General features: G+C 40.4%; 16 protein-coding genes and 1 pseudogene. 7 read left to right on the top strand and 10 right to left on the bottom strand.

The window, feature by feature from the left end:
- Positions 1-1,432: 1,432 nt before the first annotated feature.
- On the bottom strand, positions 1,433-1,618 hold the full coding sequence (locus B3J29_RS14100) for a hypothetical protein (RefSeq protein WP_004784145.1): 186 nt from the start codon (positions 1,616-1,618) through the stop codon (positions 1,433-1,435).
- 248 nt (positions 1,619-1,866) lie between these two features.
- Positions 1,867-2,007 (bottom strand): hypothetical protein, encoded by a 141-nt coding sequence (locus B3J29_RS15450; protein WP_005236401.1) that lies wholly within the window; start codon positions 2,005-2,007, stop codon positions 1,867-1,869.
- Positions 2,008-2,486: 479 nt separating this feature from the next.
- On the opposite strand from B3J29_RS15450, the gene B3J29_RS14105 reads away from it, so the two are divergent.
- Entirely contained in the window at positions 2,487-3,269 is a 783-nt protein-coding gene (locus tag B3J29_RS14105; protein ID WP_005236402.1) for an rRNA large subunit pseudouridine synthase E, read from the top strand.
- 8 nt (positions 3,270-3,277) lie between these two features.
- Here the strand turns inward: B3J29_RS14105 and B3J29_RS14110 are convergent.
- A pseudogene (locus B3J29_RS14110) lies at positions 3,278-4,635 on the bottom strand (heavy metal sensor histidine kinase).
- Positions 4,632-5,303, bottom strand: a complete 672-nt coding sequence (locus B3J29_RS14115; RefSeq protein WP_214002075.1) for a heavy metal response regulator transcription factor — start codon at positions 5,301-5,303, stop codon at positions 4,632-4,634. Before B3J29_RS14115 ends, B3J29_RS14110 begins: the two are co-directional and overlap by 4 nt.
- A gap of 174 nt (positions 5,304-5,477) precedes the next feature.
- Between B3J29_RS14115 and B3J29_RS14120 the strand changes: the two genes are divergently transcribed.
- From B3J29_RS14120 to paaI, 3 genes are all read left to right on the top strand, one after another.
- Positions 5,478-5,921, top strand: a complete 444-nt coding sequence (locus B3J29_RS14120; RefSeq protein ID WP_228301758.1) for a GlcG/HbpS family heme-binding protein — start codon at positions 5,478-5,480, stop codon at positions 5,919-5,921.
- A 31-nt stretch (positions 5,922-5,952) separates the two neighbouring features.
- A complete protein-coding gene (gene uraH / locus B3J29_RS14125) occupies positions 5,953-6,351 on the top strand; it encodes a hydroxyisourate hydrolase (protein WP_034170705.1) in 399 nt (132 codons plus the stop codon).
- Positions 6,352-6,520: 169 nt separating this feature from the next.
- Positions 6,521-6,913 carry a hydroxyphenylacetyl-CoA thioesterase PaaI gene (gene paaI, locus B3J29_RS14130; protein WP_004784165.1) on the top strand — a complete coding sequence of 131 codons (393 nt, stop codon included), beginning with the start codon at positions 6,521-6,523 and terminating at the stop codon, positions 6,911-6,913.
- A gap of 66 nt (positions 6,914-6,979) precedes the next feature.
- Here paaI and B3J29_RS14135 read toward each other — a convergent pair whose 3' ends face one another.
- A complete protein-coding gene (locus tag B3J29_RS14135; protein ID WP_214002073.1) occupies positions 6,980-8,683 on the bottom strand; it encodes a M61 family metallopeptidase in 1,704 nt (567 codons plus the stop codon).
- 175 nt (positions 8,684-8,858) lie between these two features.
- Between B3J29_RS14135 and B3J29_RS14140 the strand changes: the two genes are divergently transcribed.
- From B3J29_RS14140 to slyD, 3 genes are all read left to right on the top strand, one after another.
- Positions 8,859-10,172 carry a D-alanyl-D-alanine carboxypeptidase PBP6B gene (locus B3J29_RS14140; protein WP_214002072.1) on the top strand — a complete coding sequence of 438 codons (1,314 nt, stop codon included), beginning with the start codon at positions 8,859-8,861 and terminating at the stop codon, positions 10,170-10,172.
- A 213-nt stretch (positions 10,173-10,385) separates the two neighbouring features.
- Positions 10,386-11,672 carry an NAD(P)/FAD-dependent oxidoreductase gene (locus B3J29_RS14145; protein ID WP_034170708.1) on the top strand — a complete coding sequence of 429 codons (1,287 nt, stop codon included), beginning with the start codon at positions 10,386-10,388 and terminating at the stop codon, positions 11,670-11,672.
- Between the two features lie 136 nt (positions 11,673-11,808).
- Positions 11,809-12,291 (top strand): peptidylprolyl isomerase, encoded by a 483-nt coding sequence (slyD, locus tag B3J29_RS14150; protein WP_004784172.1) that lies wholly within the window; start codon positions 11,809-11,811, stop codon positions 12,289-12,291.
- Between the two features lie 140 nt (positions 12,292-12,431).
- Here slyD and B3J29_RS14155 read toward each other — a convergent pair whose 3' ends face one another.
- From B3J29_RS14155 to B3J29_RS14175, 5 genes are all read right to left on the bottom strand, one after another.
- Positions 12,432-13,205: a M48 family metallopeptidase gene (locus B3J29_RS14155; RefSeq protein ID WP_005236423.1), complete on the bottom strand. Its 774-nt coding sequence runs from the start codon at positions 13,203-13,205 to the stop codon at positions 12,432-12,434.
- A 112-nt stretch (positions 13,206-13,317) separates the two neighbouring features.
- Positions 13,318-13,626, bottom strand: a complete 309-nt coding sequence (locus B3J29_RS14160; RefSeq protein ID WP_004784177.1) for a hypothetical protein — start codon at positions 13,624-13,626, stop codon at positions 13,318-13,320.
- Positions 13,627-13,719: 93 nt separating this feature from the next.
- Positions 13,720-14,505, bottom strand: coding sequence for a M48 family metallopeptidase (locus B3J29_RS14165; protein WP_214002071.1), 786 nt, complete (start codon positions 14,503-14,505; stop codon positions 13,720-13,722).
- Between the two features lie 130 nt (positions 14,506-14,635).
- A complete protein-coding gene (locus B3J29_RS14170; RefSeq protein WP_004784184.1) occupies positions 14,636-15,955 on the bottom strand; it encodes an adenylosuccinate synthase in 1,320 nt (439 codons plus the stop codon).
- A gap of 79 nt (positions 15,956-16,034) precedes the next feature.
- Complete coding sequence (locus B3J29_RS14175) at positions 16,035-17,201, bottom strand: ATP phosphoribosyltransferase regulatory subunit (protein ID WP_214002070.1); 1,167 nt, start codon at positions 17,199-17,201, stop codon at positions 16,035-16,037.
- Positions 17,202-17,522 lie beyond the last annotated feature (321 nt).

Consider the following 17,522-nt stretch of genomic DNA (forward strand, 5'->3'; position numbering starts at 1 on the left):
CTAGATCTATATTCGAGATATTTACATCGCTTACATAGCGTTGCATGTTGATACCTGTTTTAACCCTGAATATAAATATGGTTTTCTAAATAAAATCTTTTAAAAAATTCACGAAAGATGTGGGTACATTTCATGGCCATGATCCAGATTCAGCATTGATGTATCAACGTTCACAAAGTTTCCAGTTCAGAATCGAACCAACGCAGTAATAGTATATTTAGTATGAGAGGCTATAAAATGTAAGCCACAGTTTTCGCAGTAAAGGAATAACTAGATGATCAGGTAGATTGAATATTAGATCTGTATTCAGAGTCATCTTGCCACAATTTTGAAGTTTAAAAATTTATTAATTTCCGATTGTGCTGCTACTTGCATAGAATCTGCTAACGTTCAAATATTCTTAGCTCTATAATATTTTTTTATTGTTCTTATTTGAACTATTTTTTAATCCACATTATTTTATTCAATAAATGCTTATATTTTCTTTATAGGAATTAAATTTTAAGTTTATTAAATTTATATCTTTCTCGTTATAAATTTAAGAAATTTAATATTTTCAATTTCTAAAACATTTCTTTAATTAATTCTACAAAATAATTCATAAGATAATTGTTCTTACATAAGGTGAAAGGGTTTTCACGCTAAGCCCGAATATCTTACATAAGCAGACACCGCTCATACATGNNGCAGAAGCACAAAAAGCTGCGCTAGAATATTCTGAAAATCAGAAGAGTGATTCAGACTCAGACTGAAAACAAAATAAAGCCCACGAAGGGCTTTATTTACATACGGGAATCATTAGAAAAAAGTTATTTTAATAACTCAATGATTGTCCTACTCCATAAACCATCAAGGTAATAAGGAATACGACCAATGCGGAGACAGCTAATTCTGCTTTAGTCATGTGTTTTACCCTCATGAACAGCTGCATATTATTTATACACTACATAAGCATAAAACCAAATAACAAAATATTACATAATCTTGAATATTTAAACTAAAGTAAAACGCAATATAAGAGAGTAAAACTATAAATTAAACCTTAATTATAAATAAACATATTATTAATTTTCAATTACTTAATTGGTTTTATTTAAAAAATTAATAGATTATTTCTTTGAAATCATAAAATAATCTTTGTTTATAAAAAAAATTTTCTATGTAATATATTGCCATTCCAAAATTTAAGCTTTTGAACTTAATGTCTTTTTAAGTTATTTCATAGGTTCTAATTTTACTATTTCATAATTTATTTTCCATATTTTATATCAAACTAAAACTAAGCAACTGATATGTATTTTTAATTAATCAACAATTGCTATTTTATTTTCAATAAAATTCTCTTTTATCGTAAAGATATTTTTTATTATTTTTTAAAACCTCAATATAAATTTAAAGATCCTAAATAGAAGGATCTTTAAATTTTAAATTACTACATAGATTTGAGTACTTCTAACTCGAAATCAAGCTCCATCATCTTTTCCAGATTTGGTACAATCGCATTCACCCAAGTGCCGCTATTCCAGACTTTCAGAATTCCATTTTCTTCCTTATAGAATGCGCAGTCCTGAGCTGATATATGATGAATAACCTGGGTTCCTTCTGGTATATTTCTCATACAAACCTCCACACATTTGGTTTATTTTTAATTTAGCAGAAGATTTGAATTTTTCGTTTACATTGCTTTATAGAGTTGTATTAATTGACTATTTAATAGATTAATCATGTAACTTTCATTTTGATATAAATTTTCTTATGCACCTTATTTAAAAATATTCAAACGATAAAAAATAAAAAACCCCAACAATATATGTTGAGATTTTCTATTTATAATCAAATTAAACTAGCGGTAAATATAAGTAATACTCAGGCTATAAAATCTCGTAAAATGTGTTGATTTATCACTTCATCAAAACTTAGATTTGAAAGATTTTGCTTGTTATGTTTGATGGTTTTATAACAATAACTTGCTGCAATACCCATACTAATTAAAGTCAACAATTTCATTGTTCACCTCAAAATTAAAAATATTAGAAACTGTGAAATTAAAATATCAGCTTGCTTTGTAGTGGTCTAAGCCAATTTGGAAAGCTTTTTGTATGGTATGTAAATTCATCAAAACCATTTCAGGTCTATAAAAATCATTATCAATTTTTTGCTTTGCCTTGAATTGTCTTATTTTCCCTTAACTAAATCGACAAGTGCAGTCGAAAATGTAGATTATCGAGGATTAACATTCTTAAACGGAAGATCATATTTGAATACAAAAAGCACATCATTTTAAAGCGGCATGGTCGCAATCAAACGCAATCAAATTTGATGCAAAACATAAATTCGAGGAAGATAAATCAGAATCTGCTATGATAGCTTCCACTTAGTGGACTCTTTTATGTCTTCCCTTATCTCCTATTTATAAGTAAAGGAGTATTACAATGGGCAACATGACTGCCACATCAGAATTATTTTATATATTTTAGTAGGTTAAAGTGAAAATTGTCATTCTTAACAAGCCTTATGACGTCCTCTCCCAATTTCGTCCAGATGAAAAACATCAGACTATGGCGGATTTTGTAGACGATCCGGATCTGCGTATTGCTGGTCGTCTGGATATGGATTCTGAAGGTTTGATGTTCCTGACCGATCATGGCGGTTTAAACCAATATATTACCAATCCAGCCAGCAAAAAATTCAAAACTTATCTGGTTCAGGTCGATGGCGATATAACTGAAGAAGCCTTGGAACAGCTTCGTAAGGGCGTTGAACTGAATGACGGTATTACGCTACCAGCCAAAGCAATTAAAGTCACTGAACCGGAATGGTTATGGGAACGTAATCCCCCGGTACGTTTCCGTGCTTCTGTTCCAACTTCATGGGTCGAAATTTCAATCTGTGAAGGTCGCAACCGTCAAGTTCGTCGTATGACTGCAGCAGTCGGCTTTCCTACCTTACGTTTGATTCGCACCAAAATCGGTTCGATTGATCTGGTTCAATTAGGTTTACAGCCAGGTGAAACTAAAGAAATTGAACCCCTACTTTATCCAGACTTTAAAGATGTGCCTGCTCAAGAACCTTACCGCTCGCGCTCTTATGTGAAAAAGCCGGGTGGTACCGGTGGTAAACCGATTAACAAGAAAGTAACGAAAGACGGCACAAAGAAAAAAACCGGTACACCGCGTATCTGGCAAATGGAAGAAGGTGAAAAACCACGTCGCAAGACTAATGGTACTACCCGTCCAAATACTAAGAGTCGTGGCCGTCGTACCCGTTAAGCCACTGCTCAGGTCGGGAAGATCAAACTAAAGACCACACCTTGAGGATGGTTATTCACCTGAACTTCCCCCTGATGCAACTGCATAATCGACTGCACAATCGCCAAGCCCAAACCACCCGTTTGGGCTTTTTGATGCCGGCTGCTATCAATCTGGTAAAAACGTTCAAACAGATGGGCTAAATGCTGCTCGGGGATCTGTACACCTGCTGTCAGCACATCAATCCGACAGCTATTTTCTGTAGTCATCGCCGTGATTCTGATCTCTCCATTTTCCTTTCCATACTGCACTGCGTTGCTGAGTAAATTGGCAAGCGCACGTTGCAGATATTCTGGATGCGCAGCTATATTCAGTTGAGCCGGAATATCCGTATAAATAGATATATTTTTTCTTCTGCCAGAAACTCAGAATATGCCAGCAAATCTTCTATGATCTGGCTCAGTTCTAGTGTCTGTTTTTCTATCTGATAATGACCATGTTCTACCCGGGCGATAAACAGCATGTTTTCAATCATCTGGGGCAGACGTTCATATTCTTCCAGATGAGAATACAGCAGATTTTCTAATTCATCGCGACTACGTGACTTCGACAAGGCAATCTGGGTTTGCCTCATCAAGTTATTCAGGGGCGTTCGTAATTCATGAGAAATATCTTCAGAAAATCGGGCCAGCTGTTCATAGCCTTGCTGTATACGGTCCAGCATGGCATTCATGGCCTCGGTTAATTGCTGCACCTCAATAGTTTGGGATTGCAACTCGATACGCTGATCCAGCTGCTGCACACTGATCTGCTGAGTCGCGTAAATTAACTGACGCATGGATCGCAATAGATAGTGTCCGATTAGCCAGGCTAATAAGGTGGATAAAATAATACCGAGCAGAGTGTAGATCACTAATTTTATCAGGTAATGTTTTAAAAGCTGTTGCCCTGCTACTAGCTGCTTGCCGGCAATCAGTTGATAAGACTGTCCATTAAAGTCCATTTGCTTAAATGCTAAACGGGTCGTGGGTTGTTCAAGCTTATTATTTTGATAATTCAGCCTAGTGTCATAATCCAATAGAGGAATAGTAGTATTTAAAGGATTAATATCAATTAATGTATTCTGCGCGTTTTTAAGGATCAGTAAGTTATCTTCCTGTCCAAGCATATTCTCATAAAGCTCTGGATGTTCGATCAGCACCTGAAAGCTTTGCTGATCAGCCAGAAATATTTCAATTCTGGAAATCCGCAAGGCCAAGGCTTCATCCTGCTGTTATTGCACCATCTGCTGCATATTGTGATAGGACAACCCGCCGATGCTTAAAAAAACGATACAGGAAATGAGGCCAAAGGCGATGCCGAGTCGTGTACCCAAATGCATTTTCATGCTTGCGCATCCAGCTTATAGCCCATACCACTTACCGTATGAATAAGTTTTGGACTGAAATGGTTATCAATTTTAGAACGTAATCGGCGTACAGCAACATCAACGACATTGGTATCGGTATTAAAATTAATATTCCAGACCAGTGAAGCAATTTGTGTCCGGGTTAACACTTCGGACTGGTGTTCCATCAGCAACTGCAAAAGTACAAACTCTTTTTGGGTAAGCTCAATTTTTTGCTGGTCTCGAAATACTTCCCGGGTTAAACGATTCAGCTCTAAATTGGCCACTTGATACATTTCATGTTGTGTTTTGGGTACACGGCGCAGCAGACTTTTGATACGGGCCAAGAGTTCGATATAAGAGAAAGGCTTAGTTAAATAGTCATCTGCACCTAGTTCCAATCCTTTAATCCGGTCAAGCACATAATCTTTGGTCGTCAGCATGAGTACGGGAACTTTAGAGAAAGTACGCAAAGTTTTGAGGACTTGCCAGCCGTCCAGGTCGGGAAGCATCACATCCAGCAATACCAGATTAATCTGTTGCTGTTCCAGCACTGATAAGGCATGCAGACCATTACACGCCTGTGTAGTCTGGTAGCCGGATTCGTTTAAGCCTGTGGCCAAGAAGCCGGCAATTTTGGCTTCATCTTCTACAATTAAAATATGCATGGGCTGAGTTTAATCAATTTCATACAGCGCAAAGATTACAAAGTGGTAATCTGATTGTCATCCATGGGCCTCAATTATTTGATTATGATCTTCTCAATTTCTATATGACTGAACATTATCATGAGAAGCAGATTGAATCAGAGAAAAATATTTTTATATCTAGCGAGCTTAGCGATGGTCAGCTTAAGCCATGCTGAATTAAAAACGGCCTATATTATGGACTTGAACACAGCAAACCAACTTGCTGAGAATGTCATGCAAACTTGTCAGAAAGCCAGCAAACCCGCTGCAGTCACGGTACTGGATCAAGGCGGCAATGTTCTGGCCAGTCAACGGCATGAATCTGTCGGAATTCACAATTTAACTGCATCACAGCGTAAAGCCTTTACTGCATACTCGACTAAGACAAGTACATTGGATTTTATGCGTCATGCACAAAAGAACCCGAATGCACAGAATTTAAATACCTTGGATGAATTGTTATTACTGGGCGGCGGGGTACCTGTGGTTTATAAAAACCAGCTCATTGGCGCTGTTGGTGTTGCAGGCTCTGGTGGCTCTGAACAGGATCATCAGTGTGCCGTACAAGGCATTCAACATACTTTAAAACAACTTTAATTTTATCCATCTATTGAATAGGAACAGACCCATGAAAAAAATTATTTTTGGTGCTCTTCTAACGGCGACAGCAAGCTTTTCTTTTGCACAGAATCCTTTAAGTGTGCATGTGCTGAATCAGGAAACTGGTCTGCCTTCCGCCAATGTCGCGGTGATTTTGGAAGCTCAGCAAGGTGACAAGTGGATAAAACTGAATGAGTTAAAAACAGATGCCAATGGCCGTATTAAAGAGCTTTATCCTAAAGATACTGCTTTACAGAAAGGCATCTATAAAGTGACCTTCAAAACCGGTGACTGGTTTAAGACCAATAATCAACGCACCTTCTTCCCTGAAGTGCCTGTGGTATTTACGATTGACGGTACTCTAGAGCACTATCATATTCCCTTATTACTGAGCTCTTATGGTTATTCAACCTATCGTGGCAACTAATCCTTATTATCTATAAGCGTCATTTTCATGGCGCTTTATTTTGATGTGTAAAACAGCTGCATTTTATCATTCATCTGGCTTTCGCTTGTTATTTATCTCCTGAAATGCTATTTATGATTCACATAATTATTATTTTTAAAATAAAGTGTATCTAAAAAGGAGTTTTGCAATGGATCAGCAAGTGAATCAAATGTTTAACCAGGACCGATTAATTCAGTATCTCGGTGCACATCTAATTTCCTATAACCACAATCATGCGAAGATTGAACTTAAAGTGACTGAACAACATTTACAGGGACATCAAACCTGTAACGGCGCTGTGATTTTTGCATTAGCTGATGCTGCATTTGCCATTGCCTGCAATACCGGCGAACACCCAGCAGTCGGCCAACATTGCGGGATTCATTATTTAAAACCAGCTTTGTTAGGTGATACCCTTATCGCCATAGCTGAACATAAGGCCAGTAGCGGTCGTAGTGGTATTTACGATATTCAGATCCTGAATCAGAAAGATCAAATCGTGGCTGAATTCCGTGGAACTTCACGACTGATCATTAAATAAATCATCTAAAAAACCCAATAAAAAACCGCTGTCTTAACAGCGGTTTTTTTAATAGCAACATTCTGATTAAGCTTTCAACCATTTCTCGGCTTTAGCTTGATCTTCAACTTTTAACTCAACCTCAGTCAGTTCAGAACCACCATTTTGAACTTCAAAAGTCATCAGCTCATCACGACGGAATGCATGGACAGTATACGTACCTTCCTGTTTCGCATATTTCTCGACAAGTTTCATCGTTGCTTTAAGGCCATCAATCGCTACAATTACATCATTCGCTGAAAGGCCCGCTTTCACCCCTGCTCCATCACGACGTGCAGACTGAACCAGCACACCTTCAGGCTTATCTGCAAGTTTCAGACCGAATGGCAATGACTTATCATTTTTCAGGGTATAGCTCACGCCAAATTCAGGTAGTAGCTGATCCAATGGCAATTCATCAGTAGTATTGATCAGATGATTGATCTGTTCTAACCAGTTATCACCTGTCAATTCCTGACATAACTCAAAGATAGTCCGTTCATTGACCTGAATGCCATTTTGCGTATTTTCATAAAGCTTACGCATCAAAGCGTCCAGACTTGAGCCACGCAGACGGAGACCTAGATCAAGACACAATGCGACTAAACAGCCTTTATTGTAGTAGCTTGTACCGGCATTGTTTGAGTTTTCATCCTGACGATAGAATTTCACCCAGGCATCAAAGCTAGACTCAGATACTGACTGGATAAAACGTCCCGGGTTTTGCAAATAGCGATCAATCTGCGCTTTCAGCAATGCAATATAAGATTCCTGATTGATCACACCACTACGTAGCAGAATCAGGTCGTCATAATAAGACGTAAACCCTTCAAAGATCCAAAGCAAAGAGGTATAGCCTTCTTTGTTCAGGTCATAATTCACGAAGTTTTCTGGACGAATAAATTTAACTAACCATGAATGGAAATACTCATGACTACATAGACCAAGGAAACGCTGATAATCTTTCGATGGCTCTTCAGGCTCATCTGCTTTAGGGAAGTCATCACGCGGTGTAATCAGACTGGTTGAGTTCGGATGCTCCAGACCACCATAGCTGTTACCGGTTGCCATAGTCATAAAGGTATAATCATTGAATGGTGCAGAACCGAACATGGAAATTTCTGTCGCACAGATTTTCTCAATATCCTGCTTCATACGCTGTTCATTCATCGCATGTTTGCCTGACACCACAAACTCATGCGGAATGCCATTGGCTTCAAAACTGAAACGGGTCTGCTCTGCCAGTTCAAACGGTGCATCAATCAGTTCAGCATAGTTTTTTGCTTTTAAGGTATAGCGACCTTTGACCAGACTTTTGGCCTGCATACCCGTCGCAAGCTGGAAATGTTTCAGCTCATCCGGCAGGAATACTTCAACTTCAATTTCTTTATCTTCCTGACCTTCCAACCCCAAACATGCACAAGCCGGGTTCACATAGAGACGGTTTTGATCCACATATGCACCACGAACAGACAGGTCATACGCGTAGACATCGTATTCCACAGTAATCAGTTCATGATCCGTATTGAATAAACACCATTTATTCTTTTCAAACTTCTGGATTTGTAGCTGGCGTCCATCCTCATCATAAGCCTTGACCGCCTCAATATGCTTTGAGAACTCGCGAATCAAGTAACTGCCCGGAATCCAGGTCGGTAAAGAAAGGACTTGCGTTGGGTCTGCTAAAAAGCGAAGAGTTACGTGAATAAGGTGCTGACGATAATCGTCAAATTCGATTTGATAATGCAACATAATGGGCGATATAAAATACAAATAAATGAGTTATAGCTTAGCTTAGCATTTTTTAGGCCAGTATTGCTTAGCTGTCGCATTTGTCTACATTTCTGACTAGCTATCTTTAAAAAAAAGGCATAGCATGCGTGAAAATTAAATCGTTCATCGACCGGTTGGTTATTAAGGAACATCTTTGAAATACATCATCTCACTGCTTGCAGTTCTCAGCCTGTTTGTGCCTGCAATTTCATATGCTGCCCTTCTGAATATTTTGCCTGAAAGCGTTGAAGCAGAAGCCTGGACCATTCTTGACTCACAATCAGGTCAGGTCATTGCCGAACACAATGCCGATGTTCAACGTGCACCTGCTTCCCTCACCAAAATGATGGTCGCTTATATTGCACTCAAGGAAATCCAGGCTGGTAAATTGGATAAAAGTGAAGTATTAACTGCAACGCCGATTGTGAAAACAGTGATGTGGGATGAGTCACAAATGTACCTGAAAGAAGGTGAGCAGATTTCGATTGATCAGCTTCTAGCGGGCCTGATTATCATGTCGGCGAATGATGCTGCTGTGACATTGGCAGAAAAAATTTCAGGTGATATTCCAAGCTTTGTCGAGCGAATGAATCGGGAAGCAAAAGCTTTGGGCATGGTACATACCCATTTCCAGAATCCGGCCGGCATTACCATGCTTGAGCATTATTCTACTGCAGCCGATTTGGCGCGTTTGTCGGCAGCTGTGGTTAATCAGACTCCGGACTATCTATATTATTCCAAGCAGCCAAGTTTTAGCTATAACAACCATTTTCACCGTGCCACTAACCGCGTGTTGCAGGTGGACTCAAGTGTCGATGGTTTAAAAACGGGCTTTACTCGCGCAGCCGGTTATAACCTGGCGCTTACCGCCAATCGTCCGACTTATGATATGGAACTGCCCCACCGTCGTTTGATCGTGGTAGTTCTAGGTACCAAAAGTGCTGCCAAACGTGCTGAAGTATCCCACAAGCTAATGAATCTGGCATATACCTATACCCGCAATGAAGTCGCCATTAAAGACAAACAGCTACTAGCTGAATTACCGGTGATCAAATCGACTTTGAAAATGTTTAAGGTTGAGACTAAACAGCCGCAGATTATTACCACCTCTTTATATGATCAGAATTATGCCATTGACCTGAACCAGTTCGATCAAAACCATCAACGAGTGATGTTGAATACAGGTGATGGTGTAATGCAAAGCATTGAACCGCTACATGAAACCCAGACCCATATTAATGTAGAAATGAATGCTTCTGAACTGATTGCACCTATGGCCAAAGTGATGCCATTGGCGACAATTCATGTCTATCAGAATAATCAGCTTATTCGTACCATCCAGATTGAAGATATGGTCGAACTTGAAGAAGCAGGTTTCTTCCAGAAATTCCTGAGCTGGTTATCTAGCTTCTTTGGCATCTTTGCAGAAAGTGCACCAAGTGCCAAACTCTATCCAATCCAGAAATAAGCGCTGAATACAGTTAGAAGGCTTCTCATTTGCCTTCTAACTCTCTCCTTAGAATTTCTTCTTTCTCTCGTCAATTTTACCTCTTCTGACATAATTGCTACGTTTTGTAATTTGTATAACAATTCTAATCAAGACGGCCTGCTGCCCATGCCATAGTATATTTGGTCTAAATTTCTCTTATTTTTATTAGAAAAATAAATAGGTTAATAATATATGACAGCACATCGAATCGTAATTGTAGGTGGTGGCGCAGGTGGATTGGAACTGGCTACTCAATTGGGCGAAACCTTAGGCAAGAGTGGCAAAGCACATATCACCCTAGTAGATCAGAAACTGACGCATATCTGGAAACCCTTATTGCATGAAATTGCTGCAGGTACGCTTAATCCGCATGCAGAAGAAACCAATTATTTTAGTCATGCTGCAGCTCATCATTATCACTTTGTGCTGGGAACATTTATTGATCTGGATCGTGAGGCTAAAGAAATTATTCTGGAAACAGATTATTTTTCTAAAAAAGCTCAGCCTAAACAGAAGAAACACATCAGCTATGACACGCTAGTGTTAGCACTAGGTTCCACTTCCAATGATTTCAATACTGAAGGTGTTGCCCAATACTGTCATTTTCTCGACAGCCGCCAGCAGGCCGATGTCTTCCAGCAGGATCTGCTACATCTTTATCTCAATGCTCAAAATCAAACCTCTTCCCGTGAGCTTAAAATTGCCATTATTGGAGCCGGTGCAACTGGTGTAGAACTGGCTGCCGAGCTGGTGATCGCCAAACAAAACTTTTTTAAATATGGTCTGAACAAGATTGATCCAAATAAAGTCAAAATCACTTTGATTGAAGCCGCTGATCGGATCTTACCTGCACTGTCTGAGAAAATGGCTGAACACACCATGGAGCAACTCGATCGTCTAGGTATTGAGGTATTAACCAGTCATAGGGTCGCTAAAGTCGATGAAGACCAGATTTACTTTGCTGATGGTTCAAGCCTCGAAGCTGAAATTAAGGTTTGGGCTGCTGGAATTAAAGCCCCTGAAGTTCTGGCAAAACTTAAGGAGCTGGAAAAAGACAATATTAATCGCCTAAAAGTTTATGCAACTCTGCAAACTCTGTCAGACCCGGATATTTTCGTTTTTGGTGATTGTGCTCACTGTCAGCCTGAAGCAGATCAACCAGTTTTAGGCCCCCGTGCACAGGTCGCCAGCCAGCAGGCCGCTTTTCTGGTCAAAGCCTTAAAAGCACGCATTAATGGCGAAAGCTATTTACCGATGTTCAAGTTTTCTGACAAAGGCTCATTAGTGTCTTTAAGTCAAAACAGTGCTGTCGGTGAATTATTGGGTCAGGTCAATATTCAAGGCTTTGTCGCGAAATCCATGTATGTATCCCTGTACCGGATTCATCAGGCCACCATTCATGGCTATACCCATGCTGGCCTGTTAACTGCCAAAGACTTTGTTACACGAAAAATTGCACCCAAGCTGAAATTGCATTGAAATTGTAAATATTGTCCTCATATATAAAAAAATCGTCATTAAACATGTCAAATTGCATTTTTTTGCTATTTTTAGTCTACAAAAATACAATTTCACTTTATGATGTACCCTTAAAAAATTGAATGGATCAATTAATATGACTGCTATTGCAAATAACCTCGTGGTTTCTTTCCACTACACATTGACTAACGCAGAGGGCGAAACTCTCGACAAATCTCAAGGTGAACCACTTGCCTATTTGCACGGTGCAGGTAACATCATCCCTGGTTTAGAAAAAGCTTTAGAAGGCAAAACTGTTGGTGAAAAATTCACTGTAAATGTTCCTGCTGCTGAAGGTTATGGCGAATATAACCCAGAGCTAGTGCAAGAAGTGCCTAAACAAATGTTCCAAGGCGTAGACAACATCCAGGCAGGCATGCAGTTCCAAGCACAAACTGATGACGGCGTTCAAATCGTAACTGTTAAAGCAGTTGAAGGTGACAACGTAGTTGTTGATGCTAACTTCCCGCTTGCTGGTCAAGATTTAACCTTCGAAGTTGAAATCGTGTCTATCCGTGAACCTTCTCAAGAAGAACTTGATCACGGTCACGTACACGGTGCAGGTGGTCACCACCACTAAGACTTCCCGGCCTTTAGCACAAAAAGGCAAAGTGAAAACTTTGCCTTTTTTAGTGCCTTAAGATTTTAAATATAAAAAAAGCAGGACTACTGCCCTGCTTTTCATCATTAAAATCACGGATCACTCAAATTACGCAATCATTAACGTTTATTATAGATCTGCATTGCTGCTGGCAGATTTTGACGCATTGCTGCGATACGCTGACTGTTCGATGGATGAGTAGACAGGAAAGTCGCGCCATTGCTACCACCTTCAAGCTTGTTCATTTTTTCCCAAAGAGTAATCGCTGCATTCGGGTTATAGCCAGCACGCGCCATGAGAGTTAAACCGCCCTGATCAGCACGGCTTTCTAGGTTACGTGAGTAAGGTAAGCCGATGCCGATCTGGCTACCCAATTGTGCCACTGCAGCACCACCTTGTCCTACGCCCGCTGCATTTAAACCAATACCCAATGCCAGATCAGTCAGGGCTTGTGCACCAAGTTTCTGTTTCGCATGCTCTTCTAGGGCATGGACCATTTCATGACCCATAATGGCTGCAATCTCAGCATCGGTCAGATTCAGCTTGTTCACGATACCGGTATAGAATACCACTTTACCACCAGGTGCCACAAAAGCGTTGACCTGATCAGATTTCAATACAGCCAACTGCCATTGGAATGCAGTGCCTGTCTGGTTCAGCTGGTTGGCATAAGGTTTTAAACGGTTAAAAACAGCATTAATACGACTATATGTCGCTGAACTGGTATCCAGCTGGCCTTTCGCTTTAGCGTCTGCCACCATGGCATTGTAGCTTTGGCTGGCTGAAGCATTTAAAGTCGCTGTATCTGCGCCCGCAATATCGGCAATAGTTGTACAACCAGACAAAGTAATGGCTGCGGCTGCACCCATACCTAACAAGAATTTATTTTTCATTATAGTGACTCCACCATAAGCAAAAGGTTAATTTACATTGTAAAAAATTATAAGTTAAAGGCCGGAGCAACTAAATGTACAATTACTTCATCTTGTTATATTTTATGTAATTTTAACCCCAATACTGTATCGCAAGCCAATAAATCAGACAGACAATATTTAAACCTAAATATAAATGACACAAAGGTTTAATTTTTTCTTCTAAAATTTCACTTTTACGCTTAAAAAATAGAAAAGCATTTTGCAGCAAGATGACCGGTACCAATACACAGGCAATGATCACGCTCAAGCCAATGAATGCCCCATAAATAATGTCAGGATCCTGAGTTTGAGCACGGATGATCAGCATCGCAATGGTCGGTGCGCCACCCATCGCGAATAACAAGGAATAGAACATCGTTCCCGATATATTTTTATGCATCCTGCATACTCATATTTTATTTTGTTTTATTCTAACAAGCGCCATGCCACTGCACAGCACTTGCCGTTAAGACTTTAGTCCTGAATTTCGAAATTATTTCTTAGTCTTGTATACCGTCATCGCTTCAGGCATCAGCTGTTGTAAGGCTGCAATTCGGTCATCATTCGTTGGATGTGTAGAAGTAAATTTATTCAGGACACTATTACCACGGCTGTCTTGTGCATTCATTTTTTGCCACAAAGTAATCGCTGCATTCGGGTTATAGCCTGCTCGTGCCATTAGCATGAGACCACCTTTATCGGCACGGCTTTCCAGATTACGAGAGAATGGCAAGCCTACACCAAATTGAGCACCCATATCCAGCAGTAGCCCACCATAACCACCAGCGGACTGCCCGACGTACTTGCTACCGATACTTACTGCCAGATCAGTAAGTGCTTGCGCTCCTACCTTATTCTTAGAATGTTCCTCAAGCGCATGCACCATTTCATGCCCCATGATGGCAGCAACTTCATCGTCTGTGAGTTTTAGTGTATCAACAATACCCGTATAGAACACCACCTTGCCACCTGGTGCGACATAGGCATTAATTTCGTTGGATTTGATTACCGCCACTTGCCAGTCAAACTTCTGACCAGTCTGATTCAGTTGATCTGCATACGGCTTCATTTTCAGAAAAACCCGATTTACTTTTTTATAGGTGGCAGATGTCGTATCCAGAATCTGTTTCTGCTTGGCCTCTGTCAGCATCTGATTATAGCTTTGTGCTGCACTCAGATTTAATGTGGCTGAATCAGCCCCCATCAGATCTGCAACCGTAGTACACCCCGTTAATGTGGTCGCGATGACCATCCCCGCCAATAATTTTTTATATTTCATGACCTTCTCAAATATATAAGGTCAAAACATCATAAAGAATCCAAACAGGTTTTCAATCATTCTTATAAGTTCGTTCAAATAAAAAAACCCTGTGAAATCACAGGGTTTTTATCATTTTTAGCTTAAGCGATTAAGCATCAAACGGATGGCGAAGAATAATGGTTTCTTCACGGTCTGGGCCAGTTGAAATGATGTCGATTGGACATTCAATCAATTGTTCAAGACGTTTCACATAGTTAATCGCCGCTTGTGGCAATTGATCTAGTGATTTCGCACCGAAAGTAGATTCTTTCCAGCCTGGCATAGTTTCGTAGATTGGTTTTAAAGTTTCAAATGCAAGCGCATCAGAAGAACCAACACAGCCAGAATCAGCAGCTTCGTAACCTACACAGATTTTCACTTCTTCTAAACCGTCAAGAACGTCAAGTTTAGTCAAGCAAATACCAGACAGTGAGTTCACTTCTACTGAACGACGCAGGATTTCAGCATCGAACCAGCCACAACGACGTTGACGGCCAGTAGACGCACCAAATTCTGAACCTACAGTACCCAGATGTTTACCAATTGCATCACCTGTATCTGTTGCAGCGTCATAAACCAACTCAGTTGGGAATGGACCTGAACCTACACGAGTGGTGTATGCTTTAGTAATACCAAGAACATAGTCAAGGTGTAATGGACCAAGACCTGAACCTGAACTTACGCCACCAGCAGTTGTGTTTGAAGAAGTCACGTACGGGTATGTACCGTGGTCAACGTCAAGCAATGAACCTTGCGCACCTTCGAACATGATTTTCTTGCCAGCTTTACGGTAAGCGTGAAGTTCACCAGTCACGTCCATAACCATAGGCTCGATCACTTTGCGCCATTCGTCGCAAAGCGCAAGTACGTCTTCAACTTTAACTGCTTCAACACCGAAGAATTGAGTCAATTGGAAGTTGTGGTATTCAAGCAATTCTTCAAGCTGAGCTTTCAGATGTTCGCCACCACGTACCAGGTCAGCAACACGGATTGCACGACGTGCCACTTTATCTTCATAAGCAGGCCCGATCCCACGACCAGTTGTACCAATTTTCGCATTACCACGTTTTTTCTCACGAGCTTGGTCAAGTGCGATGTGGTGCGGAAGAATCAATGGACAGTTTGGAGAAATGCGTAGACGTTCACGTACTGGCACGCCTTCTTTTTCAAGAATATCCATCTCTTTGATGAGCGCTTCAGGTGAAAGAACCACACCATTACCAATTAAGCATAATACGTTTTCACGTAAAATACCTGATGGAATGAGGTGTAATACAGTTTTCTTACCACCAACCACGAGAGTATGACCTGCGTTATGTCCGCCTTGATAACGAACTACTGCAGCCGCTTGATCTGTGAGCAGGTCGACGATCTTACCCTTACCTTCGTCGCCCCATTGGGTACCAAGTACCACAACATTCTTGCCCATAATAGCCTCATTACATCATGCTGTTAAAGTTGAAAGTCCCACTCAGCGACATGAACACTGAGTAAAACAATTAAAGCGATTAAATCGTTTTGATAGTCCACTCACCGTCCACATTCACCAGCTGGTGAGTTGCATACGGTACCGAGTTTAAATCATCATTACCTAATAACTGAATTACACTTAAGCCTTGTGCACGGGTTGCCTGAATCGCATTTAACAGCGCAGCATCTATACCCTTAGGTGCTACCACAACTTTAGCTGTAGCAAACTTGCCTGCACTTAAAGCATATAAGTCACAAGAGAAACCGGTTGCCGGACGTGCACGACCAAAATGCTCACCAATACCATCATAACGGCCACCTTGTGCTAATGCAGCAGCACGGTTCGGTGCATAAACGGCATACATCAGGCCAGTGTGATAATGGTATGAACGTAATTCAACGACATCAATCCCAATATGCAGATTCGGCCAGCGTGCCTGAACTTCATTTTTGGTAGTTTGCAGTGCATCAAATGCCTGTTTGAAGGCTGGATTTTCTAATACTTCAGCACTTAAATTCGTTTTTAAGGCATCCAGGTCACTTGCAAAACGGCCAAGCGTATAGAAGTCTGATCCAAACTTAAGATTTTGAGTAAATTCAGCCAGTTCTGGCAATGCTTTACGTTGATAAAGATCAGACAATTGGCGTTCGGTTGCTTTACTTAAACCAGCTTGTGCAATCAGACTACGGAACAGCCCCACATGACCTAAGTCAAGGTGGATACCATCGGCCAAACCTGCTTCCTGAATCAGGCTGATCATCAAGTCAACCATTTCCACGTCAGCATCAATGCTGTCTGAACCAAATAATTCTGCACCCAATTGCAATGGTGCACGTGTGGTATTAAATCCTTGAGGTTTCGTATGTAAAACCGTACCCGCATAACAATAACGAGCCACACCTTCCACTGGATGTACATGCGCATCGATACGAGCCACTTGTGGTGTCATATCGGCACGCACACCAAGCAAACGGCCAGACAGCTGGTCGATCACTTTAAAAGTGGCTAAGTCTAAATCCTGATTCGATTCTGAGAGAGAAGATAGAGATTCAATGTATTCAATAAATGGCGTGTACACCAGCTGATAACCTCGAGATGCGAGGAAATCCAGTGATTGACGGCGCAGGCTTTCGATGACTTGCGCTTGTTCTGGTAATACATCAGCTACACCATCAGGTAATAACCATGTCTCTGAAATGGGCATGTTGTAAACCTAAATTCTTGTCAGCGCGGAATAAACCGCATAAAAAAATCGGGAGCACACCCGATTTCTCCTAGTCTAGCACGATCGTTTAGGCTGTGCATCGCAATTTTGATAATTTTCTCTGACTGAACAAAGGACTTAGATAGATAAACCAAATCATCTCCCTCTTATCAAGAGAAAATAGGCTGAATAAAATTTAATAACCAACATATCAACTTGATTTTCTAATATATTTCCCCAACCAAAACAATGATGAAAAACTTATTCTTGATTCAATCCTCATCTATCCAAGGGTAAAAATTTATAAAATATCAGTACTAG

It is taken from the genome of Acinetobacter sp. UBA5984 (assembly GCF_002429925.1).
Classification (GTDB): domain Bacteria; phylum Pseudomonadota; class Gammaproteobacteria; order Pseudomonadales; family Moraxellaceae; genus Acinetobacter; species Acinetobacter variabilis.

What these genes read in the sequence shown, in the direction of transcription:
- paaI (WP_004784165.1), top strand. Translation starts at nt 6,521, where the DNA reads ATGGATCAGCAAGTGAATCAAATGTTTAACCAGGACCGATTAATTCAG.
- B3J29_RS14165 (WP_214002071.1), bottom strand. Translation starts at nt 14,505, where the DNA reads ATGAAATATAAAAAATTATTGGCGGGGATGGTCATCGCGACCACATTA.
- B3J29_RS14115 (WP_214002075.1), bottom strand. Translation starts at nt 5,303, where the DNA reads ATGCATATTTTAATTGTAGAAGATGAAGCCAAAATTGCCGGCTTCTTG.
- B3J29_RS14120 (WP_228301758.1), top strand. Translation starts at nt 5,478, where the DNA reads ATGGTCAGCTTAAGCCATGCTGAATTAAAAACGGCCTATATTATGGAC.
- B3J29_RS14155 (WP_005236423.1), bottom strand. Translation starts at nt 13,205, where the DNA reads ATGAAAAATAAATTCTTGTTAGGTATGGGTGCAGCCGCAGCCATTACT.
- B3J29_RS14160 (WP_004784177.1), bottom strand. Translation starts at nt 13,626, where the DNA reads ATGCATAAAAATATATCGGGAACGATGTTCTATTCCTTGTTATTCGCG.
- B3J29_RS14100 (WP_004784145.1), bottom strand. Translation starts at nt 1,618, where the DNA reads ATGAGAAATATACCAGAAGGAACCCAGGTTATTCATCATATATCAGCT.
- slyD (WP_004784172.1), top strand. Translation starts at nt 11,809, where the DNA reads ATGACTGCTATTGCAAATAACCTCGTGGTTTCTTTCCACTACACATTG.
- uraH (WP_034170705.1), top strand. Translation starts at nt 5,953, where the DNA reads ATGAAAAAAATTATTTTTGGTGCTCTTCTAACGGCGACAGCAAGCTTT.
- B3J29_RS14175 (WP_214002070.1), bottom strand. Translation starts at nt 17,201, where the DNA reads ATGCCCATTTCAGAGACATGGTTATTACCTGATGGTGTAGCTGATGTA.
- B3J29_RS14135 (WP_214002073.1), bottom strand. Translation starts at nt 8,683, where the DNA reads ATGTTGCATTATCAAATCGAATTTGACGATTATCGTCAGCACCTTATT.
- B3J29_RS15450 (WP_005236401.1), bottom strand. Translation starts at nt 2,007, where the DNA reads ATGAAATTGTTGACTTTAATTAGTATGGGTATTGCAGCAAGTTATTGT.
- B3J29_RS14145 (WP_034170708.1), top strand. Translation starts at nt 10,386, where the DNA reads ATGACAGCACATCGAATCGTAATTGTAGGTGGTGGCGCAGGTGGATTG.
- B3J29_RS14170 (WP_004784184.1), bottom strand. Translation starts at nt 15,955, where the DNA reads ATGGGCAAGAATGTTGTGGTACTTGGTACCCAATGGGGCGACGAAGGT.